The organism is Methylobacterium durans, from assembly GCF_003173715.1.
Classification (GTDB): domain Bacteria; phylum Pseudomonadota; class Alphaproteobacteria; order Rhizobiales; family Beijerinckiaceae; genus Methylobacterium; species Methylobacterium durans.
Genome location: NZ_CP029550.1, coordinates 1,167,088 through 1,189,315, shown reverse-complemented (window position 1 = coordinate 1,189,315; position 22,228 = coordinate 1,167,088). Strand labels below are relative to the sequence as shown.

The 22,228-nt window shown below is 63.0% G+C and carries 25 protein-coding genes and 1 pseudogene; 20 read left to right on the top strand and 6 right to left on the bottom strand.

Annotation, left to right across the window (positions count from 1 at the left end; genetic code table 11):
* Positions 1 to 216 precede the first annotated feature (216 nt).
* The 7 genes from DK389_RS05580 (at position 217) to DK389_RS05550 (ending at position 6,673) form a co-directional block, all read left to right on the top strand.
* The gene (locus DK389_RS05580; RefSeq protein ID WP_109887965.1) at positions 217 to 1,035 is read left to right on the top strand and encodes an IS5 family transposase; all 819 of its coding nucleotides are present in this window, start codon (positions 217 to 219) and stop codon (positions 1,033 to 1,035) included.
* Between the two features lie 233 nt (positions 1,036 to 1,268).
* Positions 1,269 to 1,535 carry a hypothetical protein gene (locus DK389_RS05575; protein WP_109887963.1) on the top strand — a complete coding sequence of 89 codons (267 nt, stop codon included), beginning with the start codon at positions 1,269 to 1,271 and terminating at the stop codon, positions 1,533 to 1,535.
* Between the two features lie 69 nt (positions 1,536 to 1,604).
* Positions 1,605 to 2,117 carry a DUF4186 domain-containing protein gene (locus DK389_RS05570; protein WP_236960635.1) on the top strand — a complete coding sequence of 171 codons (513 nt, stop codon included), beginning with the start codon at positions 1,605 to 1,607 and terminating at the stop codon, positions 2,115 to 2,117.
* A 35-nt stretch (positions 2,118 to 2,152) separates the two neighbouring features.
* Complete coding sequence (locus DK389_RS05565) at positions 2,153 to 2,365, top strand: hypothetical protein (protein ID WP_162560512.1); 213 nt, start codon at positions 2,153 to 2,155, stop codon at positions 2,363 to 2,365.
* Between the two features lie 787 nt (positions 2,366 to 3,152).
* Positions 3,153 to 4,304 carry a cell surface protein gene (locus tag DK389_RS05560; RefSeq protein WP_109887959.1) on the top strand — a complete coding sequence of 384 codons (1,152 nt, stop codon included), beginning with the start codon at positions 3,153 to 3,155 and terminating at the stop codon, positions 4,302 to 4,304.
* On the top strand, positions 4,297 to 5,277 hold the full coding sequence (locus DK389_RS05555; protein ID WP_109887957.1) for a DUF6384 family protein: 981 nt from the start codon (positions 4,297 to 4,299) through the stop codon (positions 5,275 to 5,277). Before DK389_RS05560 ends, DK389_RS05555 begins: the two co-directional genes overlap by 8 nt.
* 4 nt (positions 5,278 to 5,281) lie before the next feature.
* A complete protein-coding gene (locus DK389_RS05550; protein ID WP_109887956.1) occupies positions 5,282 to 6,673 on the top strand; it encodes a hypothetical protein in 1,392 nt (463 codons plus the stop codon).
* Positions 6,674 to 7,107: 434 nt separating this feature from the next.
* Here DK389_RS05550 and DK389_RS05540 read toward each other — a convergent pair whose 3' ends face one another.
* Both DK389_RS05540 and DK389_RS05535 read right to left on the bottom strand, forming a co-directional pair.
* Positions 7,108 to 7,365: a DUF6489 family protein gene (locus DK389_RS05540; protein ID WP_109887954.1), complete on the bottom strand. Its 258-nt coding sequence runs from the start codon at positions 7,363 to 7,365 to the stop codon at positions 7,108 to 7,110.
* A 202-nt stretch (positions 7,366 to 7,567) separates the two neighbouring features.
* Positions 7,568 to 7,993: a response regulator gene (locus DK389_RS05535; protein WP_109887953.1), complete on the bottom strand. Its 426-nt coding sequence runs from the start codon at positions 7,991 to 7,993 to the stop codon at positions 7,568 to 7,570.
* A 199-nt stretch (positions 7,994 to 8,192) separates the two neighbouring features.
* Between DK389_RS05535 and DK389_RS05530 the strand changes: the two genes are divergently transcribed.
* The gene (locus tag DK389_RS05530; protein ID WP_109887951.1) at positions 8,193 to 8,549 is read left to right on the top strand and encodes a hypothetical protein; all 357 of its coding nucleotides are present in this window, start codon (positions 8,193 to 8,195) and stop codon (positions 8,547 to 8,549) included.
* Positions 8,550 to 8,853: 304 nt separating this feature from the next.
* Positions 8,854 to 9,081 (top strand): hypothetical protein, encoded by a 228-nt coding sequence (locus tag DK389_RS05525; RefSeq protein ID WP_109887949.1) that lies wholly within the window; start codon positions 8,854 to 8,856, stop codon positions 9,079 to 9,081.
* Between the two features lie 105 nt (positions 9,082 to 9,186).
* Here DK389_RS05525 and DK389_RS05520 read toward each other — a convergent pair.
* Positions 9,187 to 9,357: pseudogene (locus DK389_RS05520) on the bottom strand (IS3 family transposase); the annotation flags it as partial.
* Between the two features lie 198 nt (positions 9,358 to 9,555).
* Positions 9,556 to 11,505 (bottom strand): AI-2E family transporter, encoded by a 1,950-nt coding sequence (locus tag DK389_RS05515; RefSeq protein WP_236960634.1) that lies wholly within the window; start codon positions 11,503 to 11,505, stop codon positions 9,556 to 9,558.
* 480 nt (positions 11,506 to 11,985) lie between these two features.
* On the opposite strand from DK389_RS05515, the gene DK389_RS05510 reads away from it, so the two are divergent.
* From DK389_RS05510 to DK389_RS05495, 4 genes are all read left to right on the top strand, one after another.
* Positions 11,986 to 12,507: a helix-turn-helix domain-containing protein gene (locus tag DK389_RS05510; protein ID WP_109887948.1), complete on the top strand. Its 522-nt coding sequence runs from the start codon at positions 11,986 to 11,988 to the stop codon at positions 12,505 to 12,507.
* A complete protein-coding gene (locus DK389_RS05505) occupies positions 12,504 to 13,034 on the top strand; it encodes an IS630 family transposase (RefSeq protein ID WP_109896059.1) in 531 nt (176 codons plus the stop codon). The genes DK389_RS05510 and DK389_RS05505 overlap by 4 nt, the downstream gene beginning before the upstream one ends.
* Positions 13,035 to 13,129: 95 nt before the next feature.
* Positions 13,130 to 14,221 carry an IS630 family transposase gene (locus tag DK389_RS05500; protein WP_109887946.1) on the top strand — a complete coding sequence of 364 codons (1,092 nt, stop codon included), beginning with the start codon at positions 13,130 to 13,132 and terminating at the stop codon, positions 14,219 to 14,221.
* A 233-nt stretch (positions 14,222 to 14,454) separates the two neighbouring features.
* The gene (locus DK389_RS05495) at positions 14,455 to 16,275 is read left to right on the top strand and encodes a glycoside hydrolase family 15 protein (protein ID WP_109896057.1); all 1,821 of its coding nucleotides are present in this window, start codon (positions 14,455 to 14,457) and stop codon (positions 16,273 to 16,275) included.
* 449 nt (positions 16,276 to 16,724) lie between these two features.
* On the opposite strand, the gene DK389_RS05490 is transcribed toward DK389_RS05495, so the two are convergent.
* A complete protein-coding gene (locus tag DK389_RS05490) occupies positions 16,725 to 16,910 on the bottom strand; it encodes a hypothetical protein (protein ID WP_162560511.1) in 186 nt (61 codons plus the stop codon).
* 370 nt (positions 16,911 to 17,280) lie between these two features.
* Between DK389_RS05490 and DK389_RS32055 the strand changes: the two genes are divergently transcribed.
* The 7 genes from DK389_RS32055 (at position 17,281) to DK389_RS05465 (ending at position 20,604) form a co-directional block, all read left to right on the top strand.
* Entirely contained in the window at positions 17,281 to 17,433 is a 153-nt protein-coding gene (locus tag DK389_RS32055) for a hypothetical protein (protein ID WP_162560510.1), read from the top strand.
* 21 nt (positions 17,434 to 17,454) lie between these two features.
* Positions 17,455 to 17,754 carry an RNA-binding protein gene (locus tag DK389_RS05485; RefSeq protein ID WP_162560509.1) on the top strand — a complete coding sequence of 100 codons (300 nt, stop codon included), beginning with the start codon at positions 17,455 to 17,457 and terminating at the stop codon, positions 17,752 to 17,754.
* 127 nt (positions 17,755 to 17,881) lie between these two features.
* Positions 17,882 to 18,931 (top strand): patatin-like phospholipase family protein, encoded by a 1,050-nt coding sequence (locus tag DK389_RS05480; RefSeq protein ID WP_109887940.1) that lies wholly within the window; start codon positions 17,882 to 17,884, stop codon positions 18,929 to 18,931.
* 315 nt (positions 18,932 to 19,246) lie between these two features.
* The gene (locus DK389_RS05475) at positions 19,247 to 19,405 is read left to right on the top strand and encodes a hypothetical protein (RefSeq protein WP_335645522.1); all 159 of its coding nucleotides are present in this window, start codon (positions 19,247 to 19,249) and stop codon (positions 19,403 to 19,405) included.
* Complete coding sequence (locus DK389_RS05470) at positions 19,405 to 19,647, top strand: hypothetical protein (RefSeq protein ID WP_236960633.1); 243 nt, start codon at positions 19,405 to 19,407, stop codon at positions 19,645 to 19,647. The genes DK389_RS05475 and DK389_RS05470 overlap by 1 nt, the downstream gene beginning before the upstream one ends.
* Positions 19,648 to 19,895: 248 nt before the next feature.
* A complete protein-coding gene (locus DK389_RS32050) occupies positions 19,896 to 20,048 on the top strand; it encodes a hypothetical protein (protein WP_162560508.1) in 153 nt (50 codons plus the stop codon).
* Between the two features lie 214 nt (positions 20,049 to 20,262).
* Entirely contained in the window at positions 20,263 to 20,604 is a 342-nt protein-coding gene (locus tag DK389_RS05465; protein ID WP_109887938.1) for a hypothetical protein, read from the top strand.
* Between the two features lie 370 nt (positions 20,605 to 20,974).
* Here the strand turns inward: DK389_RS05465 and DK389_RS05460 are convergent, their stop codons facing one another.
* On the bottom strand, positions 20,975 to 22,162 hold the full coding sequence (locus DK389_RS05460) for a YsnF/AvaK domain-containing protein (protein ID WP_109887936.1): 1,188 nt from the start codon (positions 22,160 to 22,162) through the stop codon (positions 20,975 to 20,977).
* Positions 22,163 to 22,228 lie beyond the last annotated feature (66 nt).

The following is a 22,228-nucleotide window of genomic DNA, read 5'->3' as shown; positions in this document are numbered from 1 at the left end:
GTGCGAAAGCGCGGCTGTGTCCCTGGCCTCGCGGATAATGGTTAACGAGGCGTAAAGGGCTCCAGCTTCGGCAATGAGATCTTCACAAGTTTGCCGCTGGTCGGGTGCTTTCGTAACCTCTCAGACCCCGTTTCATAACGGGGTGAGGGCGTGCTGATGGGGTGAGCGGCAGCATCGCGGGCGTTGGGGAGTGTCTGACGCTACCCCGGATCGCCGATGTGGACGCCCGCCGCGCGCGCAGAACTTGCGCCCGAGAGCCAACCTTACGCAACCAGCCTGACCGATGCCGAATGGGCGGTCGTTGCCCCTCTGCTACCCGCCCCCGCCCCGACGGGCCGTCCGCGCCGCTGGCCGATGCGCTCGGTGCTCGATGGCATCCTGTACGTGCTCAGGACAGGGGGCGCTTGGCGGCACCTGCCGCACGCGTTTCCGCCCTGGTCCACCGTTCATCGCTGGTTCTTGCGCTTGTCACAGGCGGGTGTGTTCGAGCGCCTCGCCCACACCCTAACGATGGCAGATCGCGAGCGAACTGGATGCGAAGCAAGCCCCAGCGGTGCCATCCTGGATGCCCAGGCGACGCGCTCGGGCGGCGTCGGTGTCGAAGGTCCACGCGGCTACGATCCAGCCAGGCGTGTCGTTGGGCGCAAGCGTCACGCGCTCACTGACACGGATGGGCGCCTGCTCGTAGCTGCTGTCTCGCCTGCTGATCTGCACGACAGCCACGGCGGCCTCGCGCTCCTGCGCGCCTCACCCCGTCTGTGGCCATTTCTGACGCATTGCTTTGCCGATCGCGCCTACAGAGGCGATCGTTTGGGCACCGCCACGGCCATCACAGTCGAGATCATCGTGCCCAAGGAAGGACAGAAGGGCTTTGCCGTTCAACCGCGGCGCTGGGTGATCGAACGCACCTTCAGTTGGATCAGCCGCTGCCGCAGGCTGGCCCGTGATCATGAGGCGACGCCTTCCTCTGCGCTCGCCTTCTTCGTCTTGGCCGCCGCCATGATCCTCGTCAGACGATTGGCACGAGCATTATGAAACGGGGTCTCATGGCCGCCTGCACATCGAGGTAGCCGAAGGGCGCGGTCTGATGCGGCTGGCTCTCGGCACCCGGCGGCGAGCCCCAGAGCATAAAGCACAACCTTGAGGATGGCCGCCACAGGGCCATGCTCGATCGTCTGCCGATTGATGAATGTGAAAAGCCTCCGAGCGGCCTTGGGCTAAGGAGAGCCCAAGCGAGCAGGATGAGCTCGCAACCTTGGGGGCAAAGCATGGAAGCCGAGGTGGATTGGAGCCGCTACGCGGTCGTGCATTGGACCGTTGATCTTCAGCCAGATCGCGGAGAGCTCCGGCGCTGCGGCCGCACTCGCGCGTTCGCAGGACTGGCTGAGGCCGTGCTGTTTGCCACCGAGCTGAATGGCCCGCAGCGGCAGACGGCCCGGGTCGATTGCGGCGGTCAGACCTATCATCTTCCCGCCATTGAGCGCTTCGTGACCCGGTCGGACTTCCCACATCGCGAAGAGTCCGAAGCGGCCTGAGGAGCAGAACGCGAGCCGTCCGCCCGGCTGGTTCCACCGCCGCGGCGGACATCCTTCTCATCGAGGGCAATGGTAGAGGCGATCGATGCTGCCGAGGTGAGGACACGATCACATATCGGGAGCTGGCGCGGTACGGACGAGCTGGGTGAGCTGATGCAGACCTTGGAGGATGTCTTCGATCAGCTTCAGCGATCTGCGTTCCGGCAGCGCTTCCGTCTGAAACCTGCGGAAGAGGCATACCTACGCAATAAGAGCGTCGCGACCGTGCTGGAGCATGCCGGAGACTTCGTCAGGCAACGCCTTGCCCCGGCCATCCCAAAGAACGATGGCAAACAGACACCGCTGCGCGGCCATCCGGTCTTTGTCGCCCAGCATGCCACGGCGACCTGCTGCCGAGGTTGTTTGTCCAAATGGCACTACATCCCATCCGGACGCGAGTTGAGCACAGCCGAAAAGGCGCATGTGGTCGAGGCGATCGCCCGCTGGCTGCGCATGCAGGACGTCAACGTTGCGCGCGACGAGCCTGCAGGGACCGGATTACCTCTGTTCGCGTGGGCCGGAGCAGATGAGAGCAATCGGTAGTGCACCGCTACGGTGAACGTGGGGGGCGCACAGACATGGGACGAGACGAGCAAATCGCTGCGGCGAAGGTGTGTGCACTTGCTGTTCTGGACGAGGGCAAGCCGAACAAGGCAGTTTCGACCTTCATCGTGGAGCTTCGGAAGCACCCGGCAATGGCGCTGATCATCACGGCTGACAAACAGGCAATTGGGCTTGAGGCTGCTTTTCTCGGGCCCTACTACGTGCGCGCTTGGATCAACAGCTTCTGAAACCTACGTAAGCCCCCAGCAGCATCAGCAGGTGTACGGTCACGATCTGCTTGCCACGTGGCGTCTGTCGCTGCGGCTTGTTCCATGTGACCGCCACATCAGATTGCAGCGAGTCACTATCTGGTTTTACTGCTGGGCGTTTCCCGTAAGCTCGTGAAGCTTTTGCCTCCTGGGCGACTGACCACGGATGTGACCGTCTTACAGGCGAGCGCAACAGTCTTGACTGACCAACCCTCTGCTTGATGGAAGGACTTCTTCCGCACGCGCTCGCAGACCGGTGCCGACGCGGCGGCAGTGACCGCTTTAGCCACCTTCGGAGCCTGAGCTGGACGTGCGGCGACCGCTCCTGGCACAGCAAGGAGCCCGAGAAACAGAACAAGGCGGAGCATGGCTGAGACCTAAGGATAGGCCCACTATGACAACGCTCCAACCTTGACCATTGTTCACGCTGGAGAGTCGCTCCCCGCGCGAGTTTTCGACGTGTGCACCCAACCAAGTAGGCGCACCGGCCAGACTGCGAGCAACGCCCGCACCCGTAAACCGGCGGCGCCCGACGCTTTGGCGCTGCTAACATACGGGCCCCTGGAGCCGGAACAAGAGCGCAGGAAGGCGGTTCGAAAAGCTGATGCTCAAACCGGCAGACATTCAGCTCGTCGAAAACTGGTGATTGAATGCAAAGCAGGCCCGCGAATCTCGCTCTCACGATGTGGCTGGGTGCTCACCGTTGAGAACCCCTGAAACCGCTCAGGAAGGATGCGCCGTGTCCAACGCTATCGTGAAATCTCCTATGCAGTACCTCGACAAGGCCACCTCGGCCCTGCGCGAGTTGGGCATCGTTCCTCCTCCAGCCATGGACGCCCCCATCAATGGCCTCCTGGAGAAGATCTCGGACTTGGATCAGGGCCGGATCGTGATCATCGCTCGCACGCTTGGCCAGACCAGCGTGTTCAATGAGGTCGTGCGGGAGCAGACGCAGGCAATGGAGATCGGCGAGCGCTACCGCCAGATCACCGAGGCCTTCAACTCCATCCGCGACGACACGAAGAAGATGGTCGACCAGCTCGAAGACAATAAGATCGACCTCCTGGAGCGTGTCACCAACGTGTGGATGAAGATCTCCAGAGGAGACGTCGCGGATCGGTTCGACGACATCAAGAAGGTCTATCTCGACGTGACCCGGTCGACCAAGGACCAGATCCAGCGCGAGCAGATCATCCTTGATGCCTACCGTGACTTCCGCGGCGCCCTGAAGCATGCCGAGGTGATGGCTCTCGAGGTGCTCCAGACCGCGGAGCAGAAGCTCGAGGCAGCCAAGGCGGAGTTGCAGAGGGCGTCGGACGCTGTCGTCAACTTCAAAGGCACGGAGGTGGCCGAGCGTGCCCGGCTCGAGCTTACCCGTGACGAACACCTCCGCCGCACTCAGGACGAGGAGAAGCGCTACCAGATCGCCAAGGACCTCTCGGACAATCTGACGGTCAGCTACAACACCTCCGAGGTGATCATGGCGCGGTTGATGCAGATGACCAACGCCAAAGAGCGGGTCTATGCCCAGGCCGTGACCTTCTTCTCGACCAACGATTCCGTTTTCACGGCGCTCAAGGCGTCGTTCACCGGCATGTTCGGCTTGCACGAGGCAACCCAGACCCTAAACGAGATGAAGGAGGGCGTATCCCGCAGCCTCGAAGTGCTGGCCGAGATCGGCGACCAGGTCGGCGAGGCTGCCGTGAAGGCCGGCTACGGACCAACCATCCGGGCCGACGCGGTCAAGAAGCTCGTGGACTCGGTCATCACGTTCCAAGAGCGCTCTCTCGAGATTGTTGGCGAGATGCGCCGGCTCGCAACTCAGAACTCGGCCGAGATCCGCGACGCCGTTGAGGACGGCAAGCGACGCATCGCGCGCTTGGTGGCGGAAGGACAGGCACTGCCAGCCAATGGCTGATCAGGCCGTGCTGACCGAGCAGGCCGCCGGAAGGGCTTCCCAGAGCCTCGACGAGGTCATGCTCGCGATGGATGTGGTGGACACCCTCCGCCACCAGGAGAACCTTGTCAGCCGAGAGCTCGGCGAAAACGCTCGCGATGCGCAGCTCCTGCAGCGGTTGCGCGACATCTACCGTGGGCAGGGAATTGAGGTGCCCGACCGGATCCTCTTGGAAGGGGTGCAGGCCCTCAAGGAGCAGCGGTTCGCCTATACCTCGCCTGGACCCAGCTTCTCGCGCACCGTGGCGCTGGCCTGGGTCAACCGTAAGCGCTTCAGCAAGGGCCTCCTAGCCATTGCGGCGGTTCTCGGTCTCGGCTGGGGCGCTTACCATTTTGGTGTAGCCGAGCCCGCCCGGCAACGGGCGGTCGAGCAGCAGGCGCAGGCCGAGCGGAACCGGATCGATCTTGCTGAGAGATTACCAGCTGCCTTGAAGCAAGGGCACGAGGACGTGCTGCGAGAGGCACAGGTTCCCGCAGCACGCCAGAGAGCCGACCAGATTTTGGCTGATGGAGAGGCCGCCATTGAGCGGAAGGATGCCGAGGGCGCACGGCAAGCCATCGGCAACCTGGAGGTTCTGCGAGCGGATCTGCGTCGCGAGTATGTCCTGCGGATTGTTTCCCGGCCAGGCGAGCCCACCGGGGTCTGGCGAGTGTCGCAGCGTAACCCGGCAGGCCGCAACTACTATCTGATCGTGGAGCCCGTGGCCCCTGATGGGCGAGTCCTCAACCTGCCTGTCAGCAGCGAGGAGGACGGCCGGACAGCCACCGTGTCTAAGTGGGGCGTGCGTGTGAGTGAGACCACAGCCAAGCAGGTGCAGCAGGATAAGAACGACGACGGCATCGTGCAGCGCAACCGTCTGGGCGAGAAGCGGCGCGGCCAGCTGGATGTCGACTACCAGATGCCGGTCCTTGGCGGGGCGATCCTACGGTGGTGACTGAATGATCTCAGGACGGCAGGCGCTCGCGCAGATTGAACATACGATCGAGACGGCTCGTCAGCAGGAAGCGCAGTTCGAGCAAGTCTATACCGCCGTGACCGAGGAAGTTGGTCGCCTTCGCATTGAGCGGACGGAGGCGTTTCGCGAGCTCGCCAAGCTGAAGCTGGACGCGATCACGAAGAATGAGGTTGTCGGCCATCTTGATGCTGCCGAGCGCCAAGCCGTTGCCCTTCTCAACAACCGCAAGGAAACCTTGCGGCAACTGACCGAGCGGCGCCGGCAGGCTGAGCAACGGGTGAGGCAGGCAGAGGCGGCGCGGCAGGCCGCCATCGACGTCTTGGAAAAGGCACTCGCGGAGGTCGAGGCTGCCCGCAAGAATGTCGAGGCAAAGATCAGCACCGACCCCGAATGGATCTCGACCCGCGCTGAGGTGGCGGAAGTCACTGAGCAGGCCAAGCAGGCCGAGAAGAAGGCCGTGCAAGCCGAGGCTGACCGGGATGAGAAGCGTCGGCCCTATGAGGCTGACGCGCTGTTCATGTACCTTTGGAGCCGAAAGTTTGGCACCGCTGATTACAAAGCCAATCCGTTTACGCGCTACATGGATCGTCTAGTGGCACGTGTTGTTGGCTACGACAAAGCACGGGCCAATTACACCCTCCTCAACGAGATCCCCGAGCGTTTGCGGGAGCACTCCAGGCGCATCATCAACGAACTTCGCGAGACCCGGGCCAAGCTCACTGCACTGGAGCGCAAGGCACTCGTGGAGGCTGGGGTTGAGGCGGTAGAGGCTAGAGCGGCTAAGGCACGCGATGTCCTGTCCGACATGGTGCACAAGCTCAGCGAGGCGCGAGAGGCCCTCGCTACGCTGGATCGCGCCTACGACACCTCCGTGCTGGAGGGGGACACTCCCTATCGAGATGCGGTTGAGCTATTAGCGGCCGCCGACGAGCGTGAGAACCTCGAGCAGCTCTACCAAGAGGCCCTCGCGACACCGACGCCGCGGGACGAAGAGATCGTTCGGAGCATCCAGGCGATCGATGGCAGGATCAACCAAGCTCTGCACCGAGCAGTCAATGCTCATCGCCAGCTCAAGGAGACGGCTCAGCGCCGCGCGATGATCGAGCACGAGCGCGAGCGACTTCAGCACCGGGGCTACGACACGCCTTACGGGACGTTCAGCAACGAGGCTGCCCTGAGCAACATTCTAGGCGGCGTTCTCACAGGTGCGGTCGGCGGCGCTGTCCTGGGACAAGTCCTGAACGGCGGCTTCCATCAGGGGCCGAGCCCGTGGGACTCCGACTTTGGCGGTGGGCTGCCCATTCCACCACCGGACGGTTTCGGCACTGGCGGGATCTTCGGTGACGGCGATTTCAGGACTGGCGGGTCTTTCTGAAAGAATGGGAGTGCATCAGGCGAGACCTCCAAGTCGGATCCGGGACCTTGGTTGACAGGCCGGAGGCACGCTGACTCTGTGAGTTCCAGCGGGATCTGGATCCAGCGGGGCGCGCCCGGCGTTAATATGCCCTACTGGTTCAGGGAAGCTCGCATGTACTCAGATCTGGAGCACGCGCGGCAAGCCTGGGACCGCGCCAAGAACATCGTGCAGCAGCTCGAAAGTCGCCCTCCCGCGAAGCCAGAGGACGCATCCCGCCACCAAGCTGAACTGCACCTCGCCCGTCTACGCGCCTACATGACTCAGGGACGCGTCATTGCCCTGGAGAGAGGCTGCTTGGGTGCACAAGGCCTGTGAGGATGCTCCGCGGGAGCGGCTGAGGGCCTCAGAGGCCTTCTCTGCCGCTTTGGCCGAACCTTAACAAGAACTCCAGCCTACACGGGCGGCTTTGTCCCTGCGCCAAAGCTCTGCTGGAACATGCGATTGAATACGTCCTGCACCTGCTCGGGGCTCTGAGGAGCCAGCGTCATCCAGCTCCTCAGCAGAGCTTCAGGCGAGAAGCGGTCCATCTCAGCCAGCATCCGCCGCTCCATCTCAGCCATGATCTTCGCCTGCATGGGCTGGACGTCAGGCAAGCCGAAGAAGGTGCGCGCCTCCTCAGGCGTGCAGTCGATCTCCACAGTAACCTTCATTGGGCAGGACACTCACGATCCGAGGCAACGAGTCTGGAAGGCATATGGAGGTCCACAGCGGTGGCACTAGTCCCTGCACGGCGGGGCTCGACGCCTCCGGGTCGCCCGGACAGCGCCTTCGATCTTGTCTTCCTGTACTGCTGGTGCCGCTCAGGCAGGGCACCCCGGTTGCCTGCCGTTGACGGTCTGCGATGGCAATCTCTCAGGCGGCAGCGGAGCCGTCCGGCTCCAGGCGGCCTGATGCTCGCGCGGCGGCAAGCTCCCTCACAGCGCCGACCAACGCCTCAGCCTCGAACGGCTTACGCAGGAACTGCGCACCCTGCGGCATCGCTTCCGGCTCTGGCTCAACGATGCCCGACACCAGCACTATCGAGACCTCTGGCCAGCGTGCTGCGGCCGCCTTGGCAAGTGTCAGTCCCGTCAGCGGCTCGCCGCTCAGATCGATGTCAGCGACCATCACCTCCAGATCCGGGTGGGCGTCGAGCGCGGACGTGGCCGCCTCGACGGTTGCTGCCTCCAGCACGCGCATGCCGGCGTCCCCGAGCGCGCTCGCGGCTGCCATCCTCTGAACGGGATCGTCCTCTACGATGAGGACAACCAAACCGGCCGATCCGGCACCGGCTGCCATCGCACACCTCCATCCCTGCCCATCTCAAAACGCGGCACGCTCCTGCTCAGACTTACGACTCGCCGGGCCTTTTGTCCGTTTTACGGTGCAGTCACCGCCATCTTCATCGAGGGATTGGCGAGGCTCCGGACCCGAGGCTCGGAGCACCACGAGGTAAACCAGTGCTCGGCGAACACTTGAGGGCGAGTGGCCCCCTGACATGAACGAAGCGGGCGCAGGCAGCACCGAGCCCGTCAGCGAAGTTGTTCGCCTGACCACGGCCCTGGCCGATCAGGTGCTCATGGCACGGCTTGAGGACCGGGCGGTGTACACCGAGCAGGCTGGGGCCCTCGTGAAGGCCGCCTGGCTTCTAGAGCAGCTAGGCGAGCCTTGGCCGCCTCTGCTCACCCAGGCGCTGTACGAGCTTTCGGGCACGGCAGAGGCAGATGGCCTGGCAACAAGTGCACCGTCGGCAGCGCAGGAGCCAGTGGAGGGCGAAGTTCCCGACGCTAAGCAGCACGGCGAGCGTGGTCTCTTGCGCTTCCTCAGGCTTCTGAAGAAGGACACGTCCGCCTAGGGGGCTTGCCATGTTCGCCAATTATAAGAACCTTTGGTGGTTCAAAACGGCGCCGCCTCGGCCGCTAAGTCGTTGGAACCACAAGAACCGCTGTGGCTCCGCGCCTCTGCTGACAAATGAAAACGCTCAACGTGACAAGCTGGCAGCCCTGACCTGCGGGTTGGCAGCCCCGCTTGAGTGACAGATCCACCGACCGTTCGCTCCTCCCAAAAAGCTGGTGATAGTGTCCTTTGCTTCGTCCGCATTCTGTCGAGTTTGCTGGACACTTTGAGAATCTACAGCTCCGACGGAAGTGCTCTTTGCCATGAGCAACGCAGGGTCAAATCAGAAAATCTCGATCTTCGCGGATCCGGATCAGAGCCTCGTGTTCCTGGAGATCTACGAAGGCGACCACCTGATAAGCACGGTAGCGTTCCGGCCCGAGGAGGCCGTGGAGATCAGCAAGGTTCTCTACGCCAAGGGCATAAACGTGCTGCAGGACGCGATGCTGTCAGCGTCGATCACCCATGAAGGGACGACTGTTCGTCACTGATCACCCGTGAAAGGAGCGGAATCCGCCGACCCGCGGCATGTTCTTATTCAGCGGGATTAGTCACTGGAGTGCACCCTGTCTGACCGGACAGGGGGCGGGGCGGGTTTAGGCACTCCGGCTGAGGAACTCTCTGGGCGAGAGTATGTGCAGGCCGGAGTGCGGATGGACGGTGTTGTCGTCCTCGACCCAGGCTGGCAGACGCCGTATCACGATCTCAGCGCCCGGCAGGATGGCGAGGCGGGCGTAGTCGCGCTTGAGCGTCGTCACGAACGCCTCATACCGTTGGCGTGCGAACTCACCCCACCGGTCCGTGATCGGATCGTGCGGCGGGGCAGCTCGCTCATCGCCAAACTCACAAACGCTGGCGCTTCCCTTGGCGAGCGGGTCAATGCGCCCTGCTTCTGCATGAGCTCACGTGCTGCTGCAGGTCTCAATCGCCAGTCGGCCAATGAGGTAGGCGCCTTTGCAGAGCCATCACAACCCTGAAGGAGATTGACGCCATGCCAGGACGTTGCGGCGAACCTCCTCAATCGATGGGGCAACTGCGTCTGCGGCCAGTGCCCGCGCGACGTCTTCCAGGTCATCTGCCTTCACCGACGTTCGGCCCCACAGACCTGCTACGATCTTCAGCTTCGGAGAGCGCCGCTTGAGGCGCCGGCATACATAGCGCACATACACCTCAGGCTTGGGATGAAAGTAGGACAAGCACACGACCTTAACGCTCGTGAGATCAAGCCGGCCGAGCGCGTCCAAACTGATCGCGCTGGCAGGCAAGACCCGCGACTGGACGCCCGCATCATCCACAAGGATCTGGGCCAACATCGCTGCCGCAGCTTCGTCGAGTTCCGTCCGTCCAGCGACACAGAGAACCGGGTCGGGAGCTTCCACCGGCTCCGCGATCTCGGATTGCGCAGCAGCTTCGGTGCTGTCGGCCGCGTCCGTAGCCACTGTCGGGCGGCGTTCGCGGACATGTTCGGCTACTTCGCGAACCACCGCCATCGTCCCTTCGGCGACGATGAGGCGGAAATCCTTGTCGCTGGTAGTACGGCGTCGGTCGACTTCAGCCAGACGCAACGCAGGCAAGGCCACCTCATCGTAGAAGGCAAGGGCTGACTTCTCGTCAACGTAGTTCTCGGCAATCTCGACCGCCTCCTCGGCATTGCCCGAGAGTAGACGCTGGTAGAAGCGCTGCTCGGGAGCCAGCACAGGTTCACTGCCCAGCAGCACACCCAGGAACTCCAGCTGCGGTACGTACCGGCCGATGACCACAAGGCATACAGTGAGCGGCGTCGAGAGGAATAGACCCACCGGGCCCCACAGGGAGGTCCAGAAGATCGCCGCCATGATAATGGCCAGCGAGGAGAGACCAGTGCTCGTGCCGTACAGCCAGGGCTCAACAACGTTGTTGCTGATCAGCTCGAGGACAAGAAACAGCGCAATTGTCCACCCCAGCATCGACCAGCCGGGGTCGACCGCGAAGGCGAGCGCTACCGGGAAGAGAGCGGCCAGAAAAGGCCCCAAGTAGGGAACGAAGCGAAGCAGCGCTGCGAGCAGTCCCCAGAGGAAGGGATTGGGAACACCGATCAGGTAGAGCCCGAGGCCGAGTGGAACGCCGTAGGTCAGGTTCACGACGAGCTGCATCAGCAGGTAGCGGCTGACCCGGGCTGCTGCATCGTTGATCGCTTCACTGCTGGTCTGAAGGTCATCAGCCCCCACGAGCTTGAGGAAGCGGTCCCGCAGGTCCTCGCGCTCGATCAGAATGAAGACGACGAATACGATGACGAGGCCTGCTGTGGCCAGCGGCGCAATGATGGGACCAAGCACTGTCTGGATGATCTGGATGGGTTGGGCAGCGCCCTGCTCGATGGTGACCGGGATCGGAGCGCGTGCCTTTGGCTGCGTCAAGGTTCCAGGTACGGTACCTGAGCTGCCAGCGGGCTTCGGTTCCGAGAGTTCCTGACTGAGATCCTTGATTGTCTCGGTGACCTGCGCGACGACGCCGCCCCCGGGAGCGTCGGTGCGCAGCGTCTGCAGCTTGGTTTTGATCGTATCCTGGTAGGCTGGAAGGTTGCCGGCGAGTTGCACGAGTTGCCCGGCAACGATGAATCCGATGCCGCCGATGAGGCCGAACGCCAGAGAGACCGTGATCGCAATCGCGGCGACCTTGGGCAACCTCAGCCTGCGCAGCCACAGGACGGGAGGCGCCAGCGCAAAGCTGAGCAGGAGAGCGAGAGCGAAGGGAACGAAAATATCTCTGCCGAAGTACAGGACTGCGACAGCGAGGACGACGCTTCCGGTGGTGATGACTCCCGCTCCGACAGTGGTACCGGACCGAGATTCCGCGTTGGGCGGCCTCAGTTGAGAAGATGCTGGTCCAGATGCGCTTGACTTGCTGGTCTCAAGGAGAGGGTCGGACGCGGGCACGGACAGCCTCGTGAAGGCAGGTTTGAGACCTTACAACTCGCTGGTGCGCTGAAAAGTCCGAGAACGTTATGTGACGTTGAGCCCAAGCTCAGCTGATCGGCCCCCACGAGGCGGTTCTTCGCCGAGTTTCGTGGAGGGCTGTAAGCCACTCAGGTCATAAAGCTTTTGCCACGCCCCTCGATGACGCTCCGTACGCCTCCGAAGAGCACGCCGCCGCGGCGTGATCGGTGATACCCGCATTCGGGCGTACTCTCCGCTATTTCCACGAGAGTTGGCGAGGAGCCCACGGGGTGGCCCGAGTTCAAAGTTAATGCAGGGCTAGTGCACAGACGCCGACGAACGCACCACGCGCTCGTCCGCTAACCGCCTGCAACCGCGGGAGGATTTTCGACGCCCGCTGTACGTTCTGTCGGCGTCAGTGCACTAAGTACGTCCTTATAAGTTTCGTGGTATGCTGGGGCGCTAAGCCGGGAGGCGGCGATGCGCGCCCTGCGTTTGGACAGCCTGAACGTCGATCAGCTGCGCGAGCTTGATGATCTCTACCGAACGACGCGCGATGTCCGGGTTCGCACGCGTGCGCAGATGATCCTGCTCGCGGCCGAGCAGAGGCTCGCTGTCTCCGAAGTTGCCGCGATCGTGCGCGAGAGCGGCGAGACGGTCCGACGCTGGGTCCATCGCTACGAGGCCGAGGGCATCGACGGCCTCTCCGACGCGCCGCGCTCGGGCAAGCCGGCCAAAGCCGGTGCCGCCTACCGCGAGCGGCTGGTCGAGCTGGTGCGGCGACGGCCACGCGCCCTGGACCTGCCGTTCTCGATGTGGACCGCCGCCCGGCTGGCCGATCGCTTGGCGGAGGAGACGGGCTTGCGTATGAGCGTGGCCAGTATCCATCGGCTGTTGCGCTCGGCTGGTCTGGGGTTCGGTCGTCCCCAGCACACGATCAGCAGCCCGGATCCGGACTATGCTGTCAAAAAAAGGCGGTCGAACTCGCTCGCGACGGTCTGAAGCCAGGATCCGTCTTCTACTACGCCGACGAGTTCAACATCAGTTGGCACCCGACCTTGCGGCCGATGTGGGGGCCGAAGGGACAGCAGGTGATGATCCCGACCCCGATGCAGCCGGCGCGGCGCTATGGGCTTGGGGCGGTCGATTGGCATAGCGGCCAGACGGTGGTCCTCACCCGCCCTCATAAGCGGCGACGCGAGGTCGCTGAACTACTCGGAACGCTCCTGACCAAGCACCCGACCGAGACCATCTACGTCGCCTGGGACAATGCCAGCACGCACGAGGACGACGAGGTCGAGGCGGTGCTGCGCGGCGCGGCCGGGCGCCTCGTCCTGCTTTACCTCCCGACCTACAGCCCATGGCTGAACCCGATCGAGATGCTCTGGCGCCAGTTCCGCCGCGAGGTCACACACTGTGAGTTGTTCGCCAGCATCGACGCCCTGGTTGAAGCCGCCCGGGCTTTCTTCGAGCGTTACAACCGCAAGCCAGGCGGTGTTTGCTCCATCATCGGAGCGCATCCCACATGACTTCCGCGGTTGTACTTAGTGGTCTGAGTTAGAAATGTGAGTGCATTTGCGAGCGAAGGTCGCAGACTGGAGCGCACCGAGCCAGGAGGTGTGCGATGTCGCGTGGACCCAAGGCCGTCGCTCCGGATCTGAGCGAGAACGAGCACGCTGCCTTGCAGCGTCTGTTACGGCGGCACGGGACCGGTCAGGCCCTGGCTCAACGCGTGCGCATCATCCTGGCCTGTGCCCAGCCCGAAGCGACAAACCTGGGCGTCGCCGCGGTTTTGGGCGTGGGCCGGCAGACCGTCGCCTTATGGCGGAGCCGCTTTGCTGCACACCGCCTGGAGGGGTTGGTCGACGCTCCTCGGCCTGGCGCCCCGCGCAGCATCGGGGACGAGGCTGTTGAGCGCGTGATCACCCTCACTCTGGAGGAGGCACCCAACAACGCAACCCATTGGAGCACGCGCACGATGGCGCGCCGCACAGGCATGAGCCAGACTGCGGTGTCGCGCATCTGGCGCGCGTTCGGCCTGCGGCCGCACCAGGCTGAGACCTTCAAGCTCTCCTCTGATCCGGCCTTCGTCGAGAAGGTGCGGGACGTCGTGGGGCTCTACCTCGCGCCGCCTGACCGGGCTTTGGTTCTATGCGTGGACGAGAAGCCCCAGATCCAGGCGGCACAAGGCACAGCTCCGACCTTCCCCTTGCGGCCGGGCCAGCCCGAACGCGCCACCCACGACGACCGCCGGCATGGCACACTCGACCTGTTCGCGGCACTTGATGTGAAAGCTGGCACGGTGATCGGCTGCTGCGAGCAGCGTCATCGCAGTGTGGAGTTTCGCAAGTTCTTGGAGCAGGTCGACAGCAGCGTTGAACCTGAGCTTGAGGTGCATCTCGTGCTCGACAATCTGAAGACGCACAAGACGCAACTGGTTCATGACTGGCTGGTGCGGCACCCGCGGGTTCATCTGCATTTTACGCCGACGAGTGCATCGTGGCTGAACTTGGTTGAGTGCTGGTTTGCGGTGCTGAGCAGGCGCCGTCTGCAGCGCAGTGCTTTCACCAGCACGGCAGACTTGGAGGCAGCCATTCAAGGCTACATCGCTGAGACGAACGCTCATCCCAAGCCGTTCGTTTGGACGAAGACCGCCGACGAGGTCCTGGCCAACGTCGCACGTTTCTGCAAGCAGATTTCTAACTCAGATCACTAGGTCTAACTCAGATCACTAGGTATGCGCCAGGGACCAGGGGCCAAACGTGGCTGTTGGTTTGCAGAGCATCCTGCGATCAGCTTCGCGGCTGGTTGGTGCGCAACCCTGACTATCGGTGGGTTTGCTGAGTCAATATATGATTTCGCATCCGCGGCTTCGCTTATCTCATTCACACCGGAGTCGCTGTCGCAGGATGTCCTGAGAGGTCGGGATGGCCCGGGGCTAAGATGCCGATGTCAGCTGAACCAGCCTCAAATATCGAGGATTATGCGCTCATCGGCGACTGCGAAACTGCCGCTCTTGTCGGGCGCGACGGTTCGATCGATTGGCTGTGCTGGCCACGCTTCGATTCCGACGCCTGCTTCGCTGCTCTCCTGGGCACTGCCGAGCATGGTCGCTGGCACCTTGGTCCCGCTGACGACATCAAGGCAGTCAGCCGGCGCTACCGCGAAGGCACCTTGATCCTGGAGACTTGCTTTGAGACGGCAGGCGGCGCCGTTCGACTCATCGACTTCATGCCGCCGCGGACGCTCAACTCGGATGTTGTTCGCCTCGTCATTGGTGAACGGGGCCGCGTCTCCATGCAGATGGAGTTCATCCTGCGCTTTGGCTACGGGGCAACCGTGCCCTGGGTGACACAACCTGAACGGGGAGTCCTGCAGGCCGTCGCCGGACCGGACATGGCCATGCTCCACACATCCGTGCCGCTCCATGGCCACGATCTACGCACGACGGCCTCGTTTGAGGTCCGCGCCGGTGAGACCATCCCTTTCGTGCTCACATACGGACCGTCGCACCGTGGGCCGCTTGACTCCATCGATCCGCTCACAGCTCTGTCCTCAACCGAAGCGTTCTGGCGTGAGTGGGTGGGCCGCTGCAAAGAGGCGGGGCCTTGGTCGGAAGCGGTGAAGCGCTCGCTCATAACGCTCAAAGCCCTCACGTACGCTCCCACAGGCGGCATCGTCGCGGCCGCGACCACCTCGTTGCCAGAACTGATCGGCGGGTCACGGAATTGGGATTACCGCTTCTGTTGGCTGCGGGACGCCACGTTGACCCTGCTGGCGCTCATGGACGCGGGCTTCTTCGATGAAGCGAGAGCGTGGCGGGACTGGCTCCTCCGCGCTGTGGCCGGCAGCCCGAACCAGATGCAGATCATGTACGGCCTTGCCGGCGAGCGACGGCTGACCGAATGGGAGGTGCCATGGTTGCCCGGCTATGGCGGATCGCGGCCCGTACGGATCGGCAACGCTGCGCACGGGCAGCATCAGCTCGACGTCATCGGCGAACTGATGGATGCTCTTCATCAGGCGCGGCGAGGCGGATTGCCGGAGAATGCTGCCGCATGGGCGCTGCAATGCGCCCTGCTGGCCCATCTTTCAACGATGTGGCACGAGCCTGACGAGGGGATCTGGGAGATCCGGGGGCCGCGCCAGCACTTTGTCCACTCGAAGGTGATGGCCTGGGTCGCCTTCGATCGCGGCATTCGGAGTGCCGAAGCATTCGGGCTTGGCGGCCCGTTGGAGGAGTGGCGGCGGATCCGTCGAGAGATTCACGAAGACGTATGCACCCGAGGGTACGATTCTTCGCGCGGCAGCTTCGTTCAGGCCTACGGCTCGCAAGATCTCGATGCGAGCCTTCTCCTGCTGCCCGCTGTCGGCTTTTTGCCTGCGTCGGATCCGAGGATCGTCGGCACCCTCCAAGCTGTTGAGCACGAGCTTGTGCGGGATGGTCTTGTTCTGCGCTATGACACCAGCACGACATCGGACGGCCTCCCGGCGGGCGAGGGGGCGTTCCTGGCCTGCAGTTTCTGGCTTGCGGATGCTTACGTCCTGCTCGGACGTCATGAAGAGGCAACGGTGCTCTTTGAACGTCTGCTGACGCTCTGCAATGACGTTGGACTGCTCTCCGAGGAGTATGACCCGGTGTTGAGGCGCCAAGTCGGCAATGTACCGCAGGCGTTTTCACATCTCGCGCTGATCAACACAGCCCATAATCTCTTTCACAACAGAGGCGAAGCTCCAGCCGATCAGCGGGCAGGTAGCGTCTCAGCATGAGTATTTGCGGCGGTGTCACGGGGAGCGGTGACGGTTTGTAACTGGGCAGGGGGCGTTGCAGCTGATCAGCTACGCTCGGGCCGCACCGGCGGTACTCGCAGATCAAACCAGCCCAGAACACTTCCTGCGGCTCCTGCCTCTCCCGGGTGCTGCCCGGCCCACTGTCATTCTCCGCGATGAGTTCGACACAGGTCTCCGATCTTGAGCTCGCCTCGCCCAGCCACCCCGCGACGAGCTAATTCGAACTCCCGAAGTTGTAGCGCCCGCATGCGCACCTTCATTCTGGGACCTGCGGTGACCACCACTTCAAAGAGGTGCTTTGACTCCTCAAGTCTACGAACGACCTCAGCTATGGACATGGGCGGCTTACGCATAGCTGTGGCACGGGTGGTGTACGGCCGCCTTAACGGGGCGCCGATTGGCTTCGGGCCGCGTGCGCGTGAACCTAATTAGACGATCGAAGAGATAATCAGCGCAGCACCAAAAGCTACAAACACGAGACAAATCGCAGGATAGGGAACGAACGCCGCATCACGGCGCAGGAAAGCGGGCTGCTTGCCGCTTCTCTTCGGCATTGCGAATACAACCAGCCCAATGCCCATAGCTAGGAGCAGTGCGCCAACGATGAGGGTCATTTGCCACCCGTGCAGCTTCAGAGACAGGGCTACCACATGCCGATGAGCCCGCGAAGGCGCCAACTCCACGCTCCGGCAAGCTCCAGACAGCGTCTACAGCCGCGTCTACTTCGCCCTGAGAGATGAGCCCCTGCCGCAGCAGCACGCCGATGGTCTGATCTTCTGTCATGCTGGCGAAGCTAGGGCGCAGATCCGAGCCTTGCAGAGCCGCCGGCAGCTCAGGACGGGCAGGCGCCGCCCTCGTCCGCTTCCGCAACGCTCGGAAGTGCTCCAGCCAGACGTGAGGCGTTCTACGTGGTGGCAGGCTTGGCATTCCGTGCGAACTCGCAGAGCCCTCCGCGGTTGGCTCGGTGGAACAGCAGGAGGTCCGATGGTTGCGCCCAATGACATGAACAGAAAGCCGGCAAGCCAGAGGATAAACCGCTTCGGCCTGATTGCGGCCGCGCTGCTGTTTGCTGCCCTCATCGCCTACGGGATCTACTTCGTGATGATCCCTTCTCCGATGCCGCCGCAGGCACACTGAGTCGCGACCGAGAGGATCGGCATGGCACGTTTCATTGCGGTTGAGAGAGGTACAGGCCGCGTCTACGGCGACACGGCTCGATTTGGCTCGGCGGGGAACGTGGTTTCGCCGGCCGATGCGGTTTGCCTGTTCGACCGCCACGCCGGCCGCGCCGCTCGCGGCTTCGGCTACGTCAAAGCCGATAGCCAGTCCGCGCATTACGACATCTACGAGATCCCGCACTCTGCTCCCGACAGCGCCACAGCGAGCGACGCGGCGGCGCAGGCTTTGATCCACCATCACGGCTCGTTGGTGACCTCACTCGTCACCTACAATTCCTGAGTGCGTCCAACGCCGGCCTTCCAACATGCTGACACTGGTGATGCCGCAAACCTCACCATGCGGGTCTGCGGTTGGGCGGCTTGACGAACGCTGCTGAAGCGTCAGACACGAAGGACTGGGGAGGCGGATGCCAGCCAACACGAACAACCTCGCTTGGGTCTTTGCGGGCGGCAATGCGCTCGGCGCCTATCATGCGGGAGCCTACGAGGCCCTGCACACTCGTGGTCTTCAACCGCACTGGGTCGTTGGGTGCTCCATCGGCGCGGTCACCGCCGCCATTGTCGCGGGCAATGCACCTGAGGATCGCGTCGCCAAGCTCCGCCAGTTCTGGAACGAAGCGACCCAGTTCACTGCTCCAAGCCCGACCAGGATGCTAAAGCCGCGTCAGGTCTACAACGGTCTGCACGCTCTCCTGGCGCTTGCCGTGGGGCGACCGAACATCTACCGGCACCGCCTACCCGGCTTCTGGTCGGCCCTGCCGTGGGTGCCGAACGATGTGGCCCTGTTCGACAACGCGCCCCTTCTCAAGACCTTGAACCGCCTCGTCGACTTCGAGCGGCTGAACCGAGGTGAGACGCGCCTCACGGTCGGCTGCGTCGACGTCGAGACCGGTGAGGAGGTCTACTTCGACACCGCTCGCCAGGCGATCCGGCCCGAGCACATCCTGGCCAGTACGGCCATTCTCCCCGCCTTTCCGCCCGTGGAGTTGGACGGCCGCGTCCTGTGCGACGCCGGCTTCACGAACAATCTCCCCCTTGACCCGATCTTCGCGACGGAGCCGGAGAGCGATCTTCTCTGCATCGCATCGGACCTGTTCAGCCTGCAGGCACCGCGTCCACGCTCTCTCGACGCTGTGCTGGAGCGAGCCAACGACCTCATCTTCGCCAGCGCGGCACGCCGCGCGGTGGCGGGTCTAACCCGCGAATACGATCTGCGGCAGAAACTGGATCCGAATGGTCCGGCCGTGACCCTTCTTCATCTCGTCTACCAAGCTGGCGCTCACGAACTCTCCGCTAAAAGCTTCGACTACTCACCGTCCTCGATCCGCGACCGCTGGGCGGCAGGCGCACGTGACGCCATCGGTGGTCTGGAGCGGCTAGAGGCCCGCGAAACTGATCGTCGGCGCTTCAACTACGTCACTCTTCACGGGCCAGCGATTGCAGAGCACCGCGGGTAAGGTGAGCCTGCCGGACTGCCCAAGCCTGTGAGATCGCCTCTCGCGCGGGCCGGGAGCGGCCACGGCACGATCAGAGCGGATGTCGGCGAGAGCGGCAGACCAGGAGAGGGAGCGGCGGAAGGACATTTTTAGTGACCCGACTGTGTCGGCTGGAAACCCTGCCGTGTGGGTGATACCTATAGCCGTGCCAGTATGTGCAGTACACCTCTAAGCGGGTGCGAGAAACGTCAATGCTCGTGACGGGCAATCAGCTCAAAGCCGCGCGCCCTGCTAGGGGTTGAACAGGCTGACCTCGCAACGCGCGCGGATGTGCACGTGAACACCGTTCGTAAGATGGAGGCGAAGGGATCGGCCACGCTGACGAGCGGTGTCGCTATCGTTCACAAGGTACAGTCTGCCCTTGAAGCCGCCGGTATTGAGTTCCTGAACCACGGGCGCCCTGGTGTCCGGCTCCGTGAGCCGATGATGGAGTGATGACCATGCGCCAGATCGGCACCTTCGCTCTTCAGATCGAGCCCGCAACCACAGCCACGCCCACGCGTGTCTCCATCGTGGTTTCCGGCGCTCCACAGGATGAGCAAACGGTCATCCATCTCAGCCCGGACTGCGTGACGCTTGACGAGTTCGAAGGACAGATCAACGGTCTGCAAGACGAGCTGGACCTGCTGCGAGCCGAAGCGCGCCGCGCCTTTGCCGATAATGCCGGCCATGCCTGACATCATCCCTGTCGGCATTGAACTCATCCCCGAGAATGGGGGAGGGGCCGGCATCCGGTTCCGCGAGCGCAGCACGCCCAAAGCTTGACCTGAGCGTAGTCTGCCAAAGCCACAGGATCACGCATGAGCACCTACGATCCACGCAAAATCGTCGCCGCTCTTGCGGATGGCGTCAGCGCCGCTTTCGGAAGGTCCGAGCAAGAGCGTTTATTCCACGGCCGGTTTTCCCGCGGGTCGCGGAGGCATTCGTGCGGGCTGGCATCGACGCTCCCGAACGCCTCCTTTTCATGAAGGTGACGGAGATCGGAGCCCTCAAGGGGATCGGCCGCGCCGAATTGGACGAGGTCTATGCGTACCGCGCTCGCTTCGACCCGAGCAGCGCCGACAAGCCGCAGCTCTGATCCAGCGCCAGCCTGCCGGGCCCCTTTGCCACCTCCCGTAAAAGGGACCCGGTTTCTTTATTCGGAATGGGGGTATGCCTTTGGGAACGCTCGCATTCGGGCGTCTCTAAAAGGATCCCTTTTTGAGCGACAGCCCGATTTCCAAATTGCCATGCAGGGCGCTGCTGTGTTGATCATATTGCGCCGATAGGAATGACCAAAACAGAGGGCGAGCATGAGCGAGCATCATGTGATGAAGTTGGCCAGCAGCGCCGATCTTGGATCATTGGAGGAGGCGTTCTGCAAGCTTGTCGATCACGAGAACGAGCAAGTTGCTGTTGGAATAAATGTTGAGACAGGTGAGCAAACACTGCTACGGCTGTGTGATGCTCTGGCTGGAGATTTGACGGTGATGCCCCGCCGCACTGTGCAATCCGTGAAAAGCTACGTCAACTGTGACAGACAGTTGACGTATGGATCAGCCTTTAGGGATGGCGCGCGCGTGATGCGTGACGCCATCAATGGCTGGACGGAGCGGTTTGACCAAGCGCAGAACCGTTACTTGGGGGACATCTGAGCCGGGCTCGGCAGACTATGTGCACGCCCTCACAAGTGCGATCATCGGACGGTTAGCACGGCCCGGAATGTCAGGCTGGCGGAGCAGTCAGCCTCTGCCAATGCCGGTCAATGGTGTCCATCAGGATCGGCATGAAGGGCGAGGTCGGGTTGAGCCGAGTGACGGCCTTGCTGAGCTCACCGAGCGCAATGGTCTGTGCGTCGAGCCCTTGCACGGCCGAGGAGTTGGCCCAGATCGCCTCGCCCGCGGCTCCAGCCTCGCTGCCTTCAACAGTCGCTGATCATGCGGAAGGGCTTTGGAACAGCCCACAAATGAGCAAGGCTGCGGTCGGTACAGCGACCGCAGTCCGCCTTGCGTCAGTTGCCGGGACCTACTTGCGGCTGTCAGCGAGTGCGGCCCGCTTGTTGCCGGAGCGCCTACCAGCGTTCGAGATCTCAACCTCATCCCGCCGGATCGTGTCCCGCACCGTCTCAACACGCTTCGTGCGCTCCCGACGGACCACGACCTCTTCCCGGACCCTGACCCCCTTGGCCACGAGCGGCACTTCGGAGGTCTCAACCATCTCGACGGTGAGCTCCGTCAAGGTCTCCCCGGTTGCCTGATCGGTCACAGGTCTGCGCCGCTCAACCACCACCTTCTCGTCATACAGCGTCACCTGCTGCTCGGCCGGCACCTCGACGACATAGCGGCGCACCGTGGTCGTGCCGCTGGTCTCGGTGCGCTTGCCCACGATCAGCGTCTCTTCGGCGAGCGGGATGACCTCCTCTTCCTGGCTCGACACCTGGGTCCTGGATGCCGAGGCACTGCCGGACCGCGCGAGGGAGCGGCCAGACGGCACGCCCCACAGCCCGAACATCGCATCAAAGAACAGCGAGCCTGTGCTCAACGGGGCGGTCGCGACACGCTGAGCGGTCTCGGCAGCGCTCTGGGTCACCTTGCGGGTGCTCTCAGCGGCCGCTTCGGCGGTTCGTGCCACCTGCTCGGCAGTCCGCCGCACAGCCTCTCGGCTCTCCCGCTCGCGATCGGCGGCTTCCCTCTGCTCGGCCAGGAGCTTCTCGGCCTGCTCACGCTCTTGCCTTTGCTCGGCCCGGCGCTGCTCAGCCTCGGCCCGCCTCGCTTCCTCGACCTCGGCCTTCCCCTCCTCGATCTTCTCGACGATGGCCTGGGCCTCCTCGTCACTCAGCGCCTTCAGGACCGCTGGCAGCAGGTCCTTGCGTTCATCGCGCACGCTCTGCTGGAAGACCTTCCGCAACTCGACGACCTTCGGGCCAAACTCCTCGCTGCCCTTGGGCGTCTCCTCCAGCTCAGCCAGCAGCTTGCGGGTTTGTTTGTTGTCGTTCAACGCAGGGGTCACAAGGTCTTTGGTTTCCTTGTGCTTCCGAAGGACTGGGAACAGGTGCTCCTCCTCCAGCTTGGCCAGGAGCTCCAGCTCATCCTTGAGGTCGCCCAGGAGGCGCTCGCGCGTTTTAACGGCATTGTTCGAGGTGTCGGCGAGTGCGGCGAAGAGCTCGTTTGCTTTCGTGGGGCTGGTCTGAATCAACTGCCGGATCGTGGTCATGTTTGCCTCATAAATGTGAGAAGAAGGGACCGCCGACGCAAAACTAGAACGGCGATCGTGCCGCTC